This is a genomic window from Brevundimonas mediterranea, assembly GCF_011064825.1.
Taxonomy (GTDB): domain Bacteria; phylum Pseudomonadota; class Alphaproteobacteria; order Caulobacterales; family Caulobacteraceae; genus Brevundimonas; species Brevundimonas mediterranea_A.
In genome coordinates this window covers 900,069-916,982 of sequence record NZ_CP048751.1, presented here as the reverse complement: position 1 = coordinate 916,982, position 16,914 = coordinate 900,069, and the positions used below count along the sequence as shown (strand labels likewise).

Below are 16,914 nucleotides of genomic sequence, written 5' to 3'. Positions count from 1 at the left end.
TCGTCAACGACCGCTCAAGGCGGTTCGAGGAGATTATCGAGATGAGAAACATCGTTCTGAACGGTTTCAGCGCCATGGCCTTGGCCGCCGTCCTCGGCGCCGGCGCCGGGGTCGCCACGGCCCAGGTTCCGCCGCCGCCGGCGGATGGTCCCCCGCCGCCCTATGCGCGCGGCCTGGCCGACCGGAACGCCGACCTGACCCGCGCCGCCTTCGTCGAGGCTCGCGTCGCCCGCCTGACTGCGCTGGACGCCGACCGCGACGGCACGGTCAGCGTGGCCGAGCGTCAGGCCGCCATGCAGGCCAAGCGCGCCGAGCGGGCCGACGACCGTTTCGCCACGCTGGACGCCGACAGCGACGGCTCCATCAGCCGCGCGGAGTTCGAAGCCGGTCACGCCGTCCGCCCGGACTGGGCCGCGCGCGGCCGGTCCGGGCCTCGCGGCGGTCCCCGTCACGCCATGCGTGGTCCCGGCTGTCTGGAAGGTTGTGAACGCGGCCCCGTGGTGATCTCCGAGGCCGCCGCCAGACTGGGCGAACAGTTCGACAAGATGGACGCTGACAAGAACGGCGTCGTCACCGCCGACGAGCGCCGGGCCGCCATGACCGCCAATCGCGCCGAGCGCCGAGCCGAACGGGGAGGCCAAGGTCAGCAACGCCGCGCCGTCCGTCCGGTGCAACAACCCGCTTCCCCGGCTCCGGCTTCGGAGTAAGAACGGTGTCGGGGTCGGCCGTCCTGGGCGAATCGGTCCCTTTCGTCAGCAGCGGAAGAGGCGGGTTTGGTCGCGATCGTCGACCCCGACGAGGATCTTGTGCGCCGCGTGGGTCAGGGCGACCCGGCGGCCGCGCAGACGCTTGTGTCGCGCAAGCTGCCGCGCATCCTGGCCCTGGCCCAACGCATGCTGGGCGACGCCGCCGAGGCCGAGGACGTGGCCCAGGAGACGATGCTCAAGGCCTGGCGACAGGCGCCGAAATGGACCCCCGGCAAGGCCCGGTTCGACACCTGGCTGCACCGGGTGGCGCTGAATCTCTGCTACGATCGGCTGCGGCGACGGCGCGAAATACCCATGGAGACGCCGCCGGATCGCCCCGATGACGGCCCGGCGCCGGATCGCGCCCTGTTGGCGGCCGAGACGGGGGCTCAGGTCGACGGGGCGCTGAAACGCCTGCCGGACCGTCAGCGCGAGGCGGTGGTCCTGTGTCATTATCAGGAGCTGTCCAATATCGAGGCGGCCGCCCTGATGAGCATCAGCGTCGAGGCGCTGGAGAGTTTGTTGTCGCGCGGACGCCGCGCATTGCGTCTAGCCCTGGCGGACCTCGCGCCGGGGATGGAGCCAGGGATGACTAAGGGAGTCGGACGATGAAGGCGGATCGGTTGCACGCTCTGGCGGAGGCTTACGGCGCCGACCTGCGTCGGTGGCCCGCGTCTGAACGCGTCTTCGCCGAAAGCCTGATCGCCGCCGATCCGTCGCTGAAGACGGCGCTGGCCCAGGCGGCGGCGCTGGACGCCCTGCTGGACGCCTCGCCCGCCCCGACGCCCTCGGCCGACCTGACGGCGCGCCTGCTGGCCGCCGCGCCGAAAGCGAAGACCAGCCGCTATCATCTGGACCGGATCGCCCTGTTCCTGGGCGCGGGCTGGGCGGCGGCCGCCTGCGCCGGCGTGGTCGCGGGCGTGGGTCTGACCACCCATGTCACCGCCGACGAGCGGGCCGACGCGGTGCTTTACCAATCCACCCTGGTCGAGGTGGACGATACGGAGGTTCTGGGATGAGCGGACGCAGCCTGAAGATCGCCCTGGCGGTGTCGGTGGCCCTGAACCTGTTCGCCCTGGCCGGCGGGGTCGCCTTCGCGGTCAGCTGGGCCAGGGTGGACGAACGGGTCGCCGACCTGCGCCGCACCGCGCGCCACGGTCCCTTCCGCGAGGTGATCGCCCAGCTGCAGCCTGAAGTCCGGCGCGACGTTCGCGCCAGGATGCGGGCTGCTGCGCTCGCGGCCCGGCCCGATTTCGAGGCCGCTCGCGCGGCGCGGGCCCAGGCGGTCCAGGCGGCGTCCCAGCCCCGGATGGACGCGGCCCGGGTCCAGGCCCTGCTGGATCAGTCGCGCACGGCCGAGATGCGCGGTCGCGCCCGTCTGGAAGGCGAGGCCATCACCATGCTGGAAAACCTGGACGTCGAGGACCGCAAGGTCCTGTCCGGCCTGCTGATGCGGCGTGGGCCACGGTCCGGTCCCCCGACGCCCGACGCCGGCCGCAACGCCGCGCCCCGGCCGCCGGGACCGGACGGCCCCGACGGTCCGGGCTGAGGCGGGTTCAGCCCTTGTTCGACGCCCGATAGGCGGCGACGGCGTCCACGGTGGCGCGCACCTTGGCCTCGATGGCGGCCCAGTCGCCCGACTTGACCGCTTCGTCGGTCACGAGCTTGGAGCCCATGCCCGCCGCCACGATGCCGGCGCCGAACCATTTGGCGATCGAGGCCTCATCGGGATCGACGCCGCCCGTGGGCATGATCTTGACCCAGGGCATCGGCCCCTTGACCGCCTTGACGAAGTCCGGCCCACCGACCGACGACCCCGGAAACAGTTTGACGATGTCGCAGCCCAGCTCGTGCGCCTCGCCGATGTCCGTCACCGAGCCGCAGCCGGGGAAATAGGCGACCATGCGCCGGTTGCAGACCTTGGCCACGTCGGGGACCAGGCAGGGGCTGACGACAAAGCGCGCGCCCCGGTTCAGGTAGAGCGACGCCGTGCCGCTGTCGACCACCGAACCGATGCCCAGCACCACGTCCGGGTCGGTCCTGATCAGTTCGCGATTGATCTCGCCGAACAGGTCGCAGGCGAAGTCGCCGCGATTGGTGAACTCGACCACCGGCGCCCCGCCGCGCGCGCAGGCGCGGATGACGTTCAGGCTGACCTCGGGATCGGGATGATAGAAGACGGGGCAGACGCCCTGGGTCTCGAGCGCCTGAAGCACGCTGACGCGATCATGGGCCATGTCTTAATCTCCGCCTGTCCCGAGCCGCGCCGGAACGCCTGTGTTGCACCGACCGGTCGCCCGGCCTCGCCCCCTGCTTATCCCAGCCGCCGCCGAAAGCGAAAGCCGCGCGGCCGGGTTCATGGCGCTGCGGCGGAACATATTGTTTCATCCGACGTCTTCGACGCCGCGTCCAAAACGGTTTAGGACGCGGGCCAGCAACAGGAGCCCCCGCCCATGATGACCGCCATCTTCGTCTTCATCAAAACCGAGCTGGGCTACGCCAACGATGTGGCGGCCGACATCGTCGATAATGTCGAGAACGTCTCCGAGGTCTATTCCACCTCGGGCCAGCACGACCTGCTGGCCAAGTTCAACCTGCCGCGCGACGCCGACATCGGGACCTTCGTCACCAAACAGGTCCAGACCCGGCCGCATGTCCGCGACACCTTCACCGTCATCACCTTCTCGCCCTTCCTGCCCAAGGGCGGCTAGGCGCTCTTGCGCTTGACCTTGTCCTTGCGTTCTTCGGCGTCGTCGTCGTCGCCGACCTTCTCCTCGACCGTGGCCGACAGGCGCTGGAACACGCCCAGCCCGACCAGGACCAGCACCGCCGCGATCAGCAGGGCGGTGGGATAGATCAGCAGGGCCACGTCCTGGCGCGCCGTCTTGAACACCACCACCAGGGCCTCCAGGAACAGGGCGATGACGATGGTGGACAGGAATTTGGTCAGGCTGCGCCGGGCCTCGGCCGCGCTGCGCCGTTCGTTGCCGCGCCGCACCTCGTCCTCGAAGATGTATTTGGCCACGTCGAAGACGGCGATGGCGACGATGACATAGCCCAGCATGTCCAGCGCCGCGTCCGCTCCGGACTTGTCCGGGGACCTAATGGTGTGGATGGCGTCCATCAGGCCGAACCCGATCAGGGCCGAGGCCGACAACAGCAGCAGCAGGCTGGCGAAGGCGAAGACCGCGCGGGTCAGATAGGTCATGACGGTCGTCTCCTGGCGGCCCTGAACGCGCGAACGGCGAAGCTGTTGCACCGCTCGGTGGATGACGGCTTGGGGTGACGATGGCCGGCGGCGGCGCTAAACCAGCGAAATAGGGAGACCACACACATGACGCGATCCAACGCGCCCGCCTATCTGACCGGCTTCGGCAATCATTTCGCCACCGAGGCCGCGCCTGGCGCCCTGCCGCAGGGCCAGAACTCGCCGCAGAAGACGCCGATGGGCCTGTACGCCGAACAGCTGTCGGGCACGGCCTTCACCGCCCCGCGCGCCGAGAACCGGCGCAGCTGGCTGTACCGCCTGCGCCCCTCGGCCCAGCACGGCCCCTATGCGCCCTTCGACCAGGGCCGGGTGCGGTCGGGCCCGTTCGACGAGACCCCGCCCAATCCCAACCGGATGCGCTGGGACCCGCTGCCGATCCCGGAAGCGCCGACCGACTGGGTCGAAGGCCTGGTCACCTATGGCGGGGCGGGCGATCCCGACGCCGGGGGCGGGGCGGGCGTCCACCTGTATGTCGCCAATCGCTCGATGATCGACCGCGTCTTCTACGACGCCGACGGCGAACTGCTGATCGTGCCCCAGCAAGGCGCCCATCGCTTCGTCACCGAAATGGGCATGATCGAAGCCCAGCCCGGCCACGTGGTCCTGATCCCGCGCGGCGTCCGCTTCCGCGTCGAAGTCGACGGGCCCGTGCGCGGCTATGTCTGCGAAAACTACGGCGGTCCGTTCCGCCTGCCGGACCTGGGGCCGATCGGCGCCAACGGCCTGGCCAATCCGCGCGACTTCGAAACCCCGGTCGCGGCGTTCGAGGACGTGGATCGCCCGACCCAGTGCGTCCAGAAGTACGGCGGCCGTCTGTGGGCCACGACCTTTGCGCACAGCCCGCTGGACGTGGTGGCCTGGCACGGCAATCTCGCGCCCTGCCGCTATGACACGGCGCGGTTCAACACGATCAACACCGTCAGCTACGACCACCCGGACCCGTCGATCTTCACCGTCCTGACCAGCCCGTCCGAGACGCCGGGCACGGCCAATATCGACTTCGTCATCTTCCCGCCGCGCTGGATGGTGGCCGAGCACACCTTCCGCCCGCCCTGGTTCCATCGCAACGTCATGAGCGAGTTCATGGGCCTGGTGACCGGCGCCTATGACGCCAAGGCCGGCGGCTTCGCCCCCGGCGGCGCCAGCCTGCACAACCGGATGAGCGGCCACGGCCCGGATCAGGCCAGCTATGAGGGCGCGATCCAGGCGGAACTGAAACCGCACAAGATCACTGACACCCTGGCCTTCATGTTCGAGACCCGGGCGCCGATCCGGGTCACGAAATGGGCGTCGGAATCACCGCAGATGCAGCTCGACTACGACGACGTCTGGTCGGGCTTCGCAAAAGGACAGGTCAAATGATCCGTATAGCCCTCATCGCCGCCGCCGCCTTGCTGGCCGCCGCCTGCACCCCTCAGACGACAGGCGCCGGCTCCGACGCCCCGATGCAGAGCGCCGACGCCTCGGCCTGCGCCACGCGGGGCGGCACGATGAAACAGGTCGGCCGGATGCAGTCCTGGCAGTGCGTGATCAGCTACGCCGACGCGGGCAAGTCCTGCACCGACGGCGACCAATGCCAAGGCGACTGCCGCGTCGAAGGCAACAGCGGCATCGCGCCGGGCGCGGCCACGACCGGCGTCTGCCAGGCTGACAGCGACCGTTTCGGCTGCAATACGCCGGTCGAGGACGGCAAGGCCGGCCCGACGCTCTGCATCGACTGAGGCGTAAGGTTCGGGCGAAGACCGCCTATCCCATAAGACCGTCATCCTAGGGACAAGCCCTAGGATGACGGCGTGAGAGGGGGGCTGCGCCCCCGCCCTCAATCCCCGTGCTTGCCGTTGCTGGAGAACTCCGGCGGGGCGGCCTTGTGGATGAACTGCTCCGCCACCAGCCAGGCCTTGAACGGCCGCAGGCAGCCCAGGCACATGATCACCAGGATCGGCAGGGTCACAACCGCGTGCACCCAGATGGGCGGCTTCACGCTGAAGTCGAAGACCATCAGCAGGATCATCCCGACCAGGCCCACCGCCGTCATGACGAAGAAGGCGGGGCCGTCGGCCGGATCGGCGAACCCATAGTTCAGCCCGCATTTCGGGCAGGATTCGCGCAGGGTCAGATAGCCCTTGAACAGCGCCCCCTCGCCGCAGCGGGGACAGCGACAGGCCAGGCCGGTTTTCAGGGTGCTCAGGCGCGGGTAATCGGTCATGGCCCCATCATGGGCCGGATCGCGCCGCCTGTCGCCGGACGAACCGTCCTATCCGTAGAATCCCGGTCAATGTCGGTTAACCGTGATTAAAGAGCTTGTGGGGCAAGGCTCGACGGATATGTCCGGGACCCCGCACAGCAAGCGTATCCTGAAGTCGACCGTGGCCGCCGCCGCGGCCGGCGCGGTCGTGTTCGCGCCACTGGCGCCGCTGGCCCAGGAAGCCGGCCGGTCGCGCGATCCGCTGTCGATCAGCATCGGCCAATCCAGCGAATTCACCCGTGTCGAATTCGGCGGCGTCATCGGCGCGCGCAGCCAGGTCCGGCGCGAGGGCGACAAGGTGATCGTCCGCCTGGGCGTCTCGGCCGCGCCTGACGTCTCGCGCCTGCGCGTCGATCCGCCGGAGGGGGTCAAGGCCGTCGAGACGCGGCTGGCGCGGGGCGGAACGACCGATCTGGTCATCACCCTGGCCGAGGGCGCCGACGCCCGGTCCGGCGCGGCTGACGGCGCGGTCTGGCTGAACCTCTATGCGCCGGGCAAGGCGCCCGAGCCGACGTCGGAAGAACGGGCGGCGGCCATCAATTCCGTTGTGCCCGTCCGCGCCGTCTCGACGCCGGACAAGACGGTCCTGACCTTCCAGTGGGGCGCGCCGGTGGGCGCCGCCGTTTTCCGGCGGGGCGAGGCCGTCTGGGTCGTGTTCGACACCGCCGCCAAGATGGACCTGACCGGCGCCAAGGCCCTGGGTCCGGCCAAGGACGCCCGCTGGGCCGCCGGCCCTGACTACACCGCCGTCCGCATCGCCGCTCCCGACGGCCTGCCCGTGGCGGCCGAAGGGCAGGGCGGAACCTGGACCGTGACCATCGGCGGTCCGCCCGCCGGCGCCTCGGGCGTCGAGATCGACCGCTCCGACGACGGCTCGGCCACCCTGGTGGCGCGGATGGCGGGCGCGACCAAGACCGTCTGGCTGACGGATCCCCTGGTCGGCGACCGTTTCGCCGCCGTCACCGCCCTGGCGCCCGGCAAGGGGTTCTCGGGCACGCGTAGCACCGTCGATCTCAGCCTGATCCCCACCGCCCAGGGCCTGGCGGTCGAGACCACGACCGACGATCTGAAGATCGAGGCGGCGGGCGATCTGGTCACCCTCAGCCGCCCGCAGGGCCTGACCCTGTCGCCGCCGTCGGCGACGCTGGAGGCCGCCGCCCATGAGGATGACGCGCCGAAGCCGGCGGCCTATCCGGCCCTGATCCTGGAGGAATGGGCGACCGCAGGCGAGGACGGCTTCTCGCAACGCTATCGCCGCCTTCAGGACGCGGCGGCTCAGGAAACCATCGCCGGAACCGACAATCCCCGCGCGCCCATCGCGGCGCGCATGGCCCTGGCCCGGTTCCTGGTCGGCTCGGGCCTGAACTATGAGGCGATCGGCGTCATCAACGCCCTGGTCGCCAAGGCCCCCAACATGCAGGGCGAGCCCGAGGTGCGCGGCCTGCGCGGCGCCGCCCGCGTCGGCGTCGGCCGTCTGGAGGAGGCCCAGGCCGACTTCGCCGGCTCGGCCCTGTCGAACGATCCCGCCGCCAAGGTCTGGCAGGGCTATATCGCCGCCGAACAGGGCGACTGGGAGGGGGCGCGCCGCGCCTTCGCCGCCGGCGCCTCGGTCATCGACGACTTCCCCAAGGAATGGCGCGCCCGCTTCGGCGCCGCCCACGCCCTGGCCGCCATCCAGACCAACGACCTGCCGGCCGCGCGCCAGCTGCTGGCCTATGTCTTCAGCCAGAACGCCTCGGCCGCCGATCAGCTGACCGCGCGCGTGGTCCAGGCGCGGCTGTTTGAACTGTCCGGCGACAAGGACCGGGCGCTGGCGGTGTACAAGGCCGTGGCCCGCGCGCCGCTGGACGGCATCGCCACCCCCGCCAAACTGGGCGCCATCGGTCTGGAGCTGGACAAGGGCGTCCTGACGCCGGATCAGGCGGCCCAGCAGCTTGAGCAGTTGAAGTGGCGCTGGCGCGGCGACGCCACCGAACTGGCCGTCATCCGCAAACTGGCCAACCTCTATCTTCAGCAGGGCCGCTATCGCGAGGCCCTGGACGCCCTGCGCGGCGCCGGCAAGCGGATGTCCGGGGTGCCCGGCGCCGCCGAAATCTACGCCGACCAGTCCAACGCCTTCCGCGCCCTGTTCCTGGAAGGCGCGGCCGACGGCCTGCAGCCGGTTCAGGCCCTGGCGCTGTTCTATGATTTCCGCGAACTGACCCCCATCGGCGCCGACGGCGACGAGATGGTTCGCCGTCTGTCGCGCCGCCTGATCGACGTCGATCTGCTGGACCAGGCCGCCGAACTGCTGAAACACCAGGTGGACGAGCGGCTGGACGGGGTGGCCAAGGCCCAGGTCGCCACCGATCTGGCCACCGTCTATCTGATGGACCGTCAGCCGGAGAAGGCGTTGCAGGCCATCTGGGGCTCGCGCACCACCCTGCTGCCCAACGCCATCAACAGCGAGCGTCGGGCGCTGGAGGCCCGCGCCCTGATGGATCTGGGCCGCTACGATCACGCCCTGGAGGTTCTGGACCGCGACCAGTCCGCCCCGGCGCGCGAGGTGCGCGGCGACATCCTGTGGAAACAGCAGAAGTGGGCCGAGGCCGCGCCCCTGTACGAAGCGCGTCTGGGCGACCGCTACAAGCAGGCGGAGGCGCCCCTGACCCCGTCCGAGGAAAGCTGGCTGATTCGCGCCGGCGTGGGCTATTCGCTGAGTGGAAACCCCGCCGCCCTGGATCGTCTGCGCGGCCAGTATTCGCCCTTCATCCCCCGGGCGCGGTCAGCGAATGCGATCCGCGTGGCCCTGGACGACAATCTGGCGGGTCTGGCGGGAGTGAACGATTTCGCCGCCCTGTCGGCCAACGCCGACACCTTCGTCGGCTGGGTCAACGCCGCCAAACAGGACTTCCGAAAGGAAACGGGCGGGAATCGCCCAGCGACCCCCGCCCGTTGAATCGGTTGATCGGTCCCCGAGGGGACCGGAAAAACCTTAGCCGTTGACGGCGTCCTTCAGCGGCTTCGAGACGCGGAAGCGGACGGCCTTCGAGGCGGCGATCTTGATGGTCGCGCCCGTGGCGGGGTTGCGGCCTTCACGCTCGGCGCGGGCGGCGGTGTCGAAGACGCCCAGGTTCGAGATGCGCACGTCGCCGCCGGCCTTCAGGCTGGCGTGGATGTTTTCGACGATGGCGGTCAGCACCTTGCCGGCGTCGGCCTGCGAGACACCGGCGTCCTTGGCGACGGCGGCGATCAGTTCGGCTTGAGTGGTCATAAGAAGCGTTTCCAGTGTTAGTCGCCCGATTCAGGGCGAGGACCGGTGGATCAACACGGATTTCGTCCGGTATTGCAAGCGGGTAAAAGGCGCAAAGCCTTATGGGGCGGGGATTATCCCGTTCCGGACGCCCGCTGGAAGCTCTCGACCAGGCTGCCGGCGACCAGTCTCCAGCCGTCCACCAGCACGAAAAAGATCAACTTGAACGGCAGGGACACCACCACCGGAGGCAGCATCATCATACCCATGGACATCAGCACGCTGGCGACCACCAGATCGATCACAAGGAACGGAACGAAAAGGAGAAATCCGATTTCGAACGCTTTCTTCAGCTCGCTGATCATGAAGGCCGGCGTGACCACGCGCAGGGGCAGCTCCTGCAGGTTGGCCGGGGCCTCCACGCGGCTTAGACGGGTGAACAGGGCCAGGTCTCCGCGGTCCACCTGGGCCAGCATGAAGGTTTTCACAGGTTCCGACGCCGCATCGAAGGCCTGGGGCAATTCCATCTGCTGATCCAGCAGCGGACGGATGCCCGAATCATAGGCGTCCTGCCAGGTCGGGGCCATGACGATGGCGCTCAGGAACAGGGCCAGGGACACCAGGACGGCGTTCGGCGGCGACTGCTGCATCCCCAGCGCCGTCCGCAACAGCGACAGGACCACGACGATTCGCACGAAGCTGGTGGTCATGATGACGATGGAGGGCGCCAGCGACAGCACGGTCATCAGCCCGACCAGTTGCACCACCCGCTGCGTCAGCCCCGCGCCGCTGCCCAGGTCGATATTGATCGCCGACCCGCCCGCCGCCGCGTCCTGGGCGAAGGCCGCCAGAGGCCAGGCCAGGCACACCAGGGTGGTGAACAGAGACAGCAGGGCCGCGCGCTTCAGCTCGGACGCGGCGGGTACCGCAAACACCTTCTCCCTCCCCCTGCGGGGGAGGGGCGTCGCGTAGCGACGGGGTGGGGGCGGCAAGGCGACGTCGCACTGAACTGAGACAGGACCGGTGCGTGTTTGGCCCAGCCGTTCCCACCCGGCTTCGGCTACGCCTTCGCCCCCCTCCCCCGCAGGGGGAGGGAGAAGCTCGCTCTCGCCCCTTGGCCCTTTCACTTGAAGATCTCCGGCTGGCGCGGCTCGATCAGTTCGCGCCCTTCGCCCAGAAGGATCAGTCGTTCTTCCGCATCGATCCGCACCAGGACCAGCCGGCGCGCGGGGTCCAGCACCAGGGTCTCGACCACCTGCATCCGCCGTTCGCCGCGCTGGGCGTTCAGCTTGGCCATCAGCTGCGGCGCATAGCGGCGCGCCGCATAGGCGGCCAGGCCGATCAGGCCCAGGGTGAAGGCCAGGCCGAAGACGGCGCGGGCGAGATCGAGGAAATTCATACGCTTAAGGCCCCGCGCAGTCGGCGCTGTTCCTCAAGTCTTAACCACCACGGTTAACGATGGGTTTAGATAACGGCCTGTTAACCATGGAGGCGGCATTTTCTGCCCATCGCGCGCATCTGCGCCACGGGAGATCGCCATGGGCGTCGCCGACATTCCGCTGCTGGGGCAGATCAAGGGCCGGCTGGGCTGGCTGGACGAACGCCAGCGGGTCATCGCCGAGAACGTCGCCAACGCCGATACGCCCGGTTACGGCGGCCGCGATCTGAAACAGCCGACCGACTTCGCCGCCGCCCTGCGCTCGGGCGGGGGGCTTCAGGTGGTCCGCACCAACCGCGCCCACATCGCCCCGCCCGTCAGCGCGCCCCGGTTCGACCCGACCAAGTCGCCCGACTCGGAAACCACGCTGGACGGCAACTCCGTCGTGGTCGAGGAGCAGATGCTGAAGATGGCCGAGAGCCGCATGGCCTATGACGCCGCCATCGGCTTCTACCAGAAATCCATGTCCATGCTCCGCATGGCCGCGCGCAAGCCTGGCGCGGGCTGAGACGAAGGACTGATCCATGCCTGATCCCATCCCCCCTTCGAACAGCGCCATGGCGGTGGCGGCCTCGGCCCTCAAGGCCCAGCAGTCGCGCATGCGCGTCATCGCCGAGAACATCGCCAACGCCCAGTCCACCGCCCGCACCCCCGGCGGCGAGCCCTATCGCCGCCAGATCCCGGTCTTTCAGGCGCGCGAGGTCGACGGCGCGACCGGCGTGACCCTGGCCGAGGTCCGGCCCGACCAGGGCGAGTTCAAGATGGACTACGACCCCTCGCACCCGGCGGCCAACGCCCAGGGCTATGTGATGCGGCCCAATGTCGACACCCTGGTGGAAGCCATGGACATGCGCGAAGCCCAGCGCGCCTACGAAGCCAATCTGAACGTCATCGAGACGGCGCGGTCCATGGACAGCCGCACCCTCGACATCATCAAACGCTGAGGACTAGGCCATGAACCCGATGATGGCCGCCCGCGCCTACGCCGCCGTTCAGGGCAGCGCCATGCCCACGGCGGCGCAACCGCCCGCCTCCGGCGACAACGGCTTCGCCGACCTGGTCAAGAACGCCATGACCGACATGACCCAGCAGTCGCGCGCGGCCGAGACCCAGATGACCCAGTCGATCCAGGGCAACGGCAATCTGATCGACGTGGTCACGGCCCTCAGCTCGGCCGAGGCGTCGCTGGAAACCGTGATGTCCGTCCGCGACCAGGTGATTTCCGCCTACAAGGAAATCATGGCCATGCCGATCTGATCGGCCGGAGCGCGGCCCAGGTCCTTCAGGTTCCGTGCGGAAAATTGCGGGTCGGCGGCGCGCCGAAGTCCGCGCCCCGGGCGGCCGTCTTGCCGGACATGCGGCGGCGGGCCGCGCGCAGGTCGCGGATCGCCAGGGGCGCCAGGGTCCAGGGCTCGATGCAATAGCGATGGAACAGGCGGCGGGGGTCCTGCGCCAGCCGATAGGCCCATTCGATCCCGGCGCGGCCCATCCATCGCGGCGCGGGATTCTGGGTTCCCGCCTCATAGTCGAAGGCGGCGCCGACCGACAGGATGACGCAGTCGGGCAGGGCGTCGAACACGGCCAGGGTCCACAGCTCCTGGCGCGGCATGCCCATGCCGACGAACAGGATATGCGGCTGAAAGGCCTGAATCTCCGCGACGACTTCAGCGTTGTCGGCGGAACCTGCCCGGGCGTCGAAGAAGCCGTGACGGGTGCGGATCTCGGTCTTGGGATAGCGCGCGCCCAACCGGCGCGCCGCCTCCTCGCCCACGCCCGGCGCGCCGCCGACCGCCATGACCCGCCAGGCCTTGCGGTTGGCGACGCTCCAGAAATGGTCGCGCCAGTCCAGATAGGTGCAGCGATGAAAGCCCCGGCTGTGCAGCCCAAGGGCGCGGGAGAACCAGATCATCGGCGTCGAATCGACCTCGACCAGCTCGGCCATGTCGTAGAAGGCCCGCATCTCCGGATGTTTCTGGAGCAGGTACAGACTGTGCAGATTGTGGTTGGCCACCACGCTCTTGCGGCCCTCGGCCACGGCGTCCTGGACGTGATGCAGAACTTCCTCGGGCTTCACCAGATCGACCAGCTGGCCGAACATGTGGACGCGCTCGCGCCGACGCCGACGCTTGCGATAGGTCGCGCGAGGGGTCGTGCGCCGCTCGTGCGCCTTGGGAACTCGGGACGGATCCGCCATCGCTCCCAGATAGGGGACGGGCTCTCAAAGCGAGGTAAGCGAACAGGCTTAACGGGCCGCAACCCTGTCCGACCGACGCCTGCGTCGGGGCCTCCCGCCTCGCTTGCGAAATAAAACCGACCTCCGACGAAAAATCCCTGTTGACCCCGCCCGGACCCTCCCTTAGAGGTCCGCGCCTTCCCGATGGAAACGCCGCAAGGCGCTGCCGACGGGGCCCAGATGGCGGAATTGGTAGACGCGCTGGCTTCAGGTGCCAGTGGCTTAACGGCCGTGGAGGTTCGAGTCCTCTTCTGGGCACCATATTATAGACGGCGTCGTGTTTTCGGACACGGCGCCGTTTGCTTTTTCGGCCTATCGCATCGCGCGCGGCGCTCTGCTGCTTGAGGCCATCTTCGTTTTGGGGCCTATCGCCTCGCGCGCGGCGCTCGCCTGCTTGAGGCCCGTCCGTCGCGCTGTAAGCCGTTTCGCCCCGTCCCCCAGCCGTGTAAGAACCTGCCCATGACCGTTTACCTGCACGAGGGCGACCTGCCCGACGACCTGGACCTGGGACCGGACGTCGCCATCGATTCCGAGACCATGGGCCTGCGCTTCCGCCGCGACCCCCTTTGCGTGGTCCAGTTGTCGGCCGGCGACGGAAACGCCCATGTCGTGCGGCTGAACCGCCCCGGCTATGACTGCCCGAACCTGAAGCGGCTGCTGACCGATCCGGCGGTGACCAAGATCTTCCACTTCGGTCGCTTCGACATCGGCATGTTCCTGCTGCACCTCGGGGTCGAGACGCGGCCGGTCTATTGCACCAAGATCGCCTCCAAACTGGCCCGCACCTACACCGACCGCCACGGGCTGAAGGACGTGGTGCGCGAGACCGTCGGGGTCGACCTGTCCAAGGCCCAGCAGTCGTCCGACTGGGGCGCGGCCGAACTGACCCAGGCCCAGCTGGACTACGCCGCCTCGGACGTCCTCTATTTGCACGCCGCCCGGGCCAAGCTGGACCTGATGCTGGCGCGCGAGGGACGGGCCGAACTGGCGGCCCAATGTTTCGACTTCCTGCCGACCCGTTCGGCGCTCGATCTCGCCGGCTGGGACGAGATCGACATCTTCGCCCATAGCTGAGGCGCGCTTGACCGACCCCGGCGAACAGACACGGATCCAGGCGGACGCCGCGGACGAGGCCCGGGTGGTCCTGGCCGGTGCGCGCTGGCGGGCGCGTTCGCGGCGCGTCAAACTGTACCGCCGCGTCCTGCCGATCATCATCCTGGTGCTGGCGGGCGGCGTCCTGACCTGGACCGTGTTCCGCACCGTCATGTCGGGGGTGGAGCGCAAGGCCAGCCAGGGCCAGGAGGTCCGGCTGGACAAGCCCCTGTTCCACGGCCAGGACGCGCAAGGCCGCGCCTTCACCGTCGGCGCCCAGGGCGCGATCCGCGATCCCGCCACCGGCCATTTCCGCCTGGTCGGCCCGGCGCTGAAGCTGAACCTGGGCGGCCGCAAGGTCACCGAAATGACCGCCGACGGCGGGACCTACAACGAACAGGCCAGGACCGTGACCATCGGTCCGAACGTGCGGATTTCGGACGGCGGCTCCGGCTTCGTCCTGACCACGCCCGAGGCGGTGGTCGACACCTCGACCGGAATCATCACCGGTTCACGGGGCGTTCAGGGCGCCGGCCCTATTGGAACCATCAACGCTTCGTCCTATGCGATCTATGATCAGGGCGAGCGCGTGGTGTTCAAGGGCTCTGGCGACACCAAGATAAGCGGGACCATCAATCCCTCGGGATCAGGCGAATGACGGCGATGACAGCGAAAACCCACTACGCCCGGACGGTTGCGGCGCTGGCGGCCCTGGCCCTGCTGGCCCTGCCGGCCGTGGGCGACGCCCAGAGCGCGCGCACCAGCTCGAACCAGCCCATCGCCTTCGGCGCCGACACGGGCGAACAGTCCGCCGAACGCATCAGCCTGCGCGGCCGGGCCGAAGTGACCCAGGGGCAGAACCGCCTGCGGGCCGAGGCCATCACCCTGTTCCGCAACGCCGCCGGCGATCCGGAGCGGGTCGAGGCCACGGGCACCGTCTATTTCGTCACCCCGACCCAGTCGATGCGCGGAGACCGCGCCGTCTACACCCTGTCGAACGGCGAACTGGTCGTGACCGGCAACGTCATCCTGAACCAGGGCAAGAACGTCCTGACGGGCGGGCGGCTGGTCTATAACGTCAACACCGACGCGGCCAACATGTCGGGCGCCCCGCGCGGCGGGACCGCCGGCAGCCGCATCCAGGGCGTCTTCTATCCCAACGGAACCAACTGAGGCCGCCCGGCCCAGGACGTAAGAACGGGATCTGAGGATTTGGCGCGCAAGGAACTCTCCGCCCTGAACCTGTCCGACCGGCCGGCGGCGACGCCGGAACCGGCGGTCTCGGCTGCTGAAAAAGGCCTGCGGGTGCGCAACATCGCCCGCGCCTTCGGCCAGCGCCAGGTGGTGAGCGACGTCTCCCTGACGGTTCAGCGCGGCGAGGTGGCGGGCCTGCTCGGTCCCAATGGCGCCGGCAAGACCACCTGTTTCTACATGATCACCGGCCTGATCCCGCCCGATTCCGGCACGATCTGGCTGGACGGCGAGGACATCACCAGCCAGCCCATGTACCAGCGCAGCCGCATGGGCCTGGGCTATCTGGCCCAGGAGGCCTCGATCTTCCGGGGCATGACGGTCGAGCAGAACATCATGGCGGTGGTCGAGCTCAACTATCCGCGCGATCAGCTTCAGGCCGAGACCGACCGCCTGCTGAACGAGCTTCACATCGACCATCTGCGTCACGCCCCGGCCACCGGCCTGTCGGGCGGCGAGCGTCGCCGGGTCGAGATCGCCCGCGCCCTGGCGGGCCGGCCGTCCTTCATCCTGCTGGACGAACCCTTCGCCGGCATCGACCCCCTGGCCATCGCCGACATCCGTTCGGTCATCCGCTATCTGGCGGACCAGGGCATCGGCGTGCTGATCACCGACCACAATGTCCGCGAAACCCTGGACATCACCGACCGGGTCTCGATCATCTCGGGCGGGTCGGTCCTGTTCGAAGGCACGGCTGAAGAGGCGGTCAACGACGCCGAGGTCCGCCGGGTCTATCTGGGCGAAAACTACGCCTGACGCGCCCCCTCCGTCACGGCGCTTCGCGCCGCGCCACCTCCCCCAAGGGGGGAGGAATGCGATGACCGAAATCCTCCCCCCTTGGGGGAGGTGGATCGCCGGCGAAGCCGGCGAGACGGAGGGGGTCCGAACGGGTCCAACTGTGACAATGACGCTGGTCTCACTCTAATGATTCCAACGGCTTGTCAGTTTCTCGCCCCGACTTCCCCGCCAGGGTTTCCCCACCCCCTATAATCCGCCTCGGTCTCGTCGCTTGGAGGGCTCGTAAGGCCTGCGACCTTGCGGCGGCGGGAGCGGATGGAACGGGAGCGGGGGTGCAATCCCTCCGCGCCGACGATGTCTCAAAACGCCGTCGGAGGGTCGAGGGGGATACTCGATCGCACTCGGGACGGTTCTTCGCAGGGACCGCCGACCCGTCGCAGGCTTATGGGGTTAGGCGATAAGACCGCCACCGCTCGGCGCCCCGAGCTTGCAGGCCAACCATTCGCGCGGAGCGTCAAACCTTCGTCGAAACGGTACTCAAAACACCAAACTCCGGGCGAAGGCCCGGCGCCCCGCCCAGCCCTCCATAACTTCGCAGCGAAAGCGCGAGGGGGCTTCTGCACGTCCGTGTTCCGGCGCCCGCGTTCGGGCGCCACGCGAACCGCTGTTTG

At 68.9% G+C, this 16,914-nt stretch carries 22 protein-coding genes and 1 tRNA gene; 16 read left to right on the top strand and 7 right to left on the bottom strand.

All coding sequences use genetic code 11. The features are described from left to right. Positions 1–41 precede the first annotated feature (41 nt). The 4 genes from GYM46_RS04570 to GYM46_RS04555 all read left to right on the top strand — a co-directional run bounded on the left by GYM46_RS04570 (position 42) and on the right by GYM46_RS04555 (position 2,295). Positions 42–707, top strand: a complete 666-nt coding sequence (locus tag GYM46_RS04570; protein WP_008260672.1) for an EF-hand domain-containing protein — start codon at positions 42–44, stop codon at positions 705–707. Positions 708–773: 66 nt separating this feature from the next. Beyond that, on the top strand, positions 774–1,358 hold the full coding sequence (locus tag GYM46_RS04565) for an RNA polymerase sigma factor (protein ID WP_008259791.1): 585 nt from the start codon (positions 774–776) through the stop codon (positions 1,356–1,358). Then, positions 1,355–1,765: a hypothetical protein gene (locus GYM46_RS04560; protein WP_008261951.1), complete on the top strand. Its 411-nt coding sequence runs from the start codon at positions 1,355–1,357 to the stop codon at positions 1,763–1,765. The genes GYM46_RS04565 and GYM46_RS04560 overlap by 4 nt, the downstream gene beginning before the upstream one ends. Beyond that, positions 1,762–2,295: a periplasmic heavy metal sensor gene (locus tag GYM46_RS04555; RefSeq protein WP_008263813.1), complete on the top strand. Its 534-nt coding sequence runs from the start codon at positions 1,762–1,764 to the stop codon at positions 2,293–2,295. Before GYM46_RS04560 ends, GYM46_RS04555 begins: the two co-directional genes overlap by 4 nt. Before the next feature lie 7 nt (positions 2,296–2,302). On the opposite strand, the gene GYM46_RS04550 is transcribed toward GYM46_RS04555, so the two are convergent. After that, positions 2,303–2,983: a bifunctional 4-hydroxy-2-oxoglutarate aldolase/2-dehydro-3-deoxy-phosphogluconate aldolase gene (locus GYM46_RS04550; protein WP_008259465.1), complete on the bottom strand. Its 681-nt coding sequence runs from the start codon at positions 2,981–2,983 to the stop codon at positions 2,303–2,305. A 216-nt stretch (positions 2,984–3,199) separates the two neighbouring features. Between GYM46_RS04550 and GYM46_RS04545 the strand changes: the two genes are divergently transcribed. Further along, positions 3,200–3,457: an Lrp/AsnC ligand binding domain-containing protein gene (locus tag GYM46_RS04545; RefSeq protein ID WP_008262170.1), complete on the top strand. Its 258-nt coding sequence runs from the start codon at positions 3,200–3,202 to the stop codon at positions 3,455–3,457. On the opposite strand, the gene GYM46_RS04540 is transcribed toward GYM46_RS04545, so the two are convergent. Then, positions 3,454–3,954, bottom strand: a complete 501-nt coding sequence (locus tag GYM46_RS04540) for a hypothetical protein (RefSeq protein WP_040349246.1) — start codon at positions 3,952–3,954, stop codon at positions 3,454–3,456. The two genes, GYM46_RS04545 and GYM46_RS04540, sit on opposite strands and share 4 nt — an antisense overlap. A gap of 126 nt (positions 3,955–4,080) precedes the next feature. Here GYM46_RS04540 and hmgA point away from each other — a divergent pair, with 126 nt between their 5' ends. Next, positions 4,081–5,376, top strand: coding sequence for a homogentisate 1,2-dioxygenase (gene hmgA / locus GYM46_RS04535; RefSeq protein ID WP_008260360.1), 1,296 nt, complete (start codon positions 4,081–4,083; stop codon positions 5,374–5,376). Continuing rightward, the gene (locus tag GYM46_RS04530) at positions 5,373–5,735 is read left to right on the top strand and encodes a hypothetical protein (protein ID WP_008261787.1); all 363 of its coding nucleotides are present in this window, start codon (positions 5,373–5,375) and stop codon (positions 5,733–5,735) included. The genes hmgA and GYM46_RS04530 overlap by 4 nt, the downstream gene beginning before the upstream one ends. Positions 5,736–5,833: 98 nt before the next feature. On the opposite strand, the gene GYM46_RS04525 is transcribed toward GYM46_RS04530, so the two are convergent. After that, entirely contained in the window at positions 5,834–6,220 is a 387-nt protein-coding gene (locus GYM46_RS04525; RefSeq protein ID WP_008260146.1) for a DUF983 domain-containing protein, read from the bottom strand. A 118-nt stretch (positions 6,221–6,338) separates the two neighbouring features. On the opposite strand from GYM46_RS04525, the gene GYM46_RS04520 reads away from it, so the two are divergent. Continuing rightward, positions 6,339–9,197 (top strand): tetratricopeptide repeat protein, encoded by a 2,859-nt coding sequence (locus GYM46_RS04520; RefSeq protein ID WP_040349248.1) that lies wholly within the window; start codon positions 6,339–6,341, stop codon positions 9,195–9,197. A 36-nt stretch (positions 9,198–9,233) separates the two neighbouring features. Here GYM46_RS04520 and GYM46_RS04515 read toward each other — a convergent pair whose 3' ends face one another. The 3 genes from GYM46_RS04515 to GYM46_RS04505 all read right to left on the bottom strand — a co-directional run bounded on the left by GYM46_RS04515 (position 9,234) and on the right by GYM46_RS04505 (position 10,890). Beyond that, positions 9,234–9,512, bottom strand: coding sequence for an HU family DNA-binding protein (locus GYM46_RS04515; RefSeq protein WP_008263548.1), 279 nt, complete (start codon positions 9,510–9,512; stop codon positions 9,234–9,236). A 113-nt stretch (positions 9,513–9,625) separates the two neighbouring features. Further along, entirely contained in the window at positions 9,626–10,426 is an 801-nt protein-coding gene (gene fliP / locus GYM46_RS04510; RefSeq protein ID WP_008260623.1) for a flagellar type III secretion system pore protein FliP, read from the bottom strand. 188 nt (positions 10,427–10,614) lie between these two features. Next, a complete protein-coding gene (locus GYM46_RS04505) occupies positions 10,615–10,890 on the bottom strand; it encodes a flagellar biosynthetic protein FliO (protein WP_008260176.1) in 276 nt (91 codons plus the stop codon). Between the two features lie 139 nt (positions 10,891–11,029). Between GYM46_RS04505 and flgB the strand changes: the two genes are divergently transcribed. The 3 genes from flgB to fliE are packed head-to-tail and all read left to right on the top strand — an operon-like array spanning position 11,030 to position 12,186. After that, positions 11,030–11,437: a flagellar basal body rod protein FlgB gene (gene flgB / locus GYM46_RS04500; protein WP_008263186.1), complete on the top strand. Its 408-nt coding sequence runs from the start codon at positions 11,030–11,032 to the stop codon at positions 11,435–11,437. A 49-nt stretch (positions 11,438–11,486) separates the two neighbouring features. After that, on the top strand, positions 11,487–11,873 hold the full coding sequence (flgC, locus tag GYM46_RS04495; protein ID WP_008261179.1) for a flagellar basal body rod protein FlgC: 387 nt from the start codon (positions 11,487–11,489) through the stop codon (positions 11,871–11,873). A 10-nt stretch (positions 11,874–11,883) separates the two neighbouring features. After that, the gene (gene fliE, locus GYM46_RS04490) at positions 11,884–12,186 is read left to right on the top strand and encodes a flagellar hook-basal body complex protein FliE (protein ID WP_008262620.1); all 303 of its coding nucleotides are present in this window, start codon (positions 11,884–11,886) and stop codon (positions 12,184–12,186) included. Positions 12,187–12,211: 25 nt separating this feature from the next. Here fliE and GYM46_RS04485 read toward each other — a convergent pair whose 3' ends face one another. Continuing rightward, positions 12,212–13,123 carry a WecB/TagA/CpsF family glycosyltransferase gene (locus GYM46_RS04485; protein WP_008261429.1) on the bottom strand — a complete coding sequence of 304 codons (912 nt, stop codon included), beginning with the start codon at positions 13,121–13,123 and terminating at the stop codon, positions 12,212–12,214. 213 nt (positions 13,124–13,336) lie between these two features. Here GYM46_RS04485 and GYM46_RS04480 point away from each other — a divergent pair. The 5 genes from GYM46_RS04480 (at position 13,337) to lptB (ending at position 16,261) form a co-directional block, all read left to right on the top strand. Then, positions 13,337–13,423: transfer RNA gene (locus GYM46_RS04480), tRNA-Leu, on the top strand. A 198-nt stretch (positions 13,424–13,621) separates the two neighbouring features. After that, positions 13,622–14,236 (top strand): ribonuclease D, encoded by a 615-nt coding sequence (locus GYM46_RS04475; RefSeq protein ID WP_008261131.1) that lies wholly within the window; start codon positions 13,622–13,624, stop codon positions 14,234–14,236. 7 nt (positions 14,237–14,243) lie between these two features. Beyond that, complete coding sequence (gene lptC / locus GYM46_RS04470) at positions 14,244–14,912, top strand: LPS export ABC transporter periplasmic protein LptC (RefSeq protein WP_008259992.1); 669 nt, start codon at positions 14,244–14,246, stop codon at positions 14,910–14,912. After that, positions 14,909–15,427 (top strand): LptA/OstA family protein, encoded by a 519-nt coding sequence (locus GYM46_RS04465; RefSeq protein WP_008264206.1) that lies wholly within the window; start codon positions 14,909–14,911, stop codon positions 15,425–15,427. Before lptC ends, GYM46_RS04465 begins: the two co-directional genes overlap by 4 nt. A 39-nt stretch (positions 15,428–15,466) precedes the next feature. Continuing rightward, positions 15,467–16,261 (top strand): LPS export ABC transporter ATP-binding protein, encoded by a 795-nt coding sequence (gene lptB, locus GYM46_RS04460; RefSeq protein WP_008262903.1) that lies wholly within the window; start codon positions 15,467–15,469, stop codon positions 16,259–16,261. Positions 16,262–16,914: the final 653 nt, after the last annotated feature.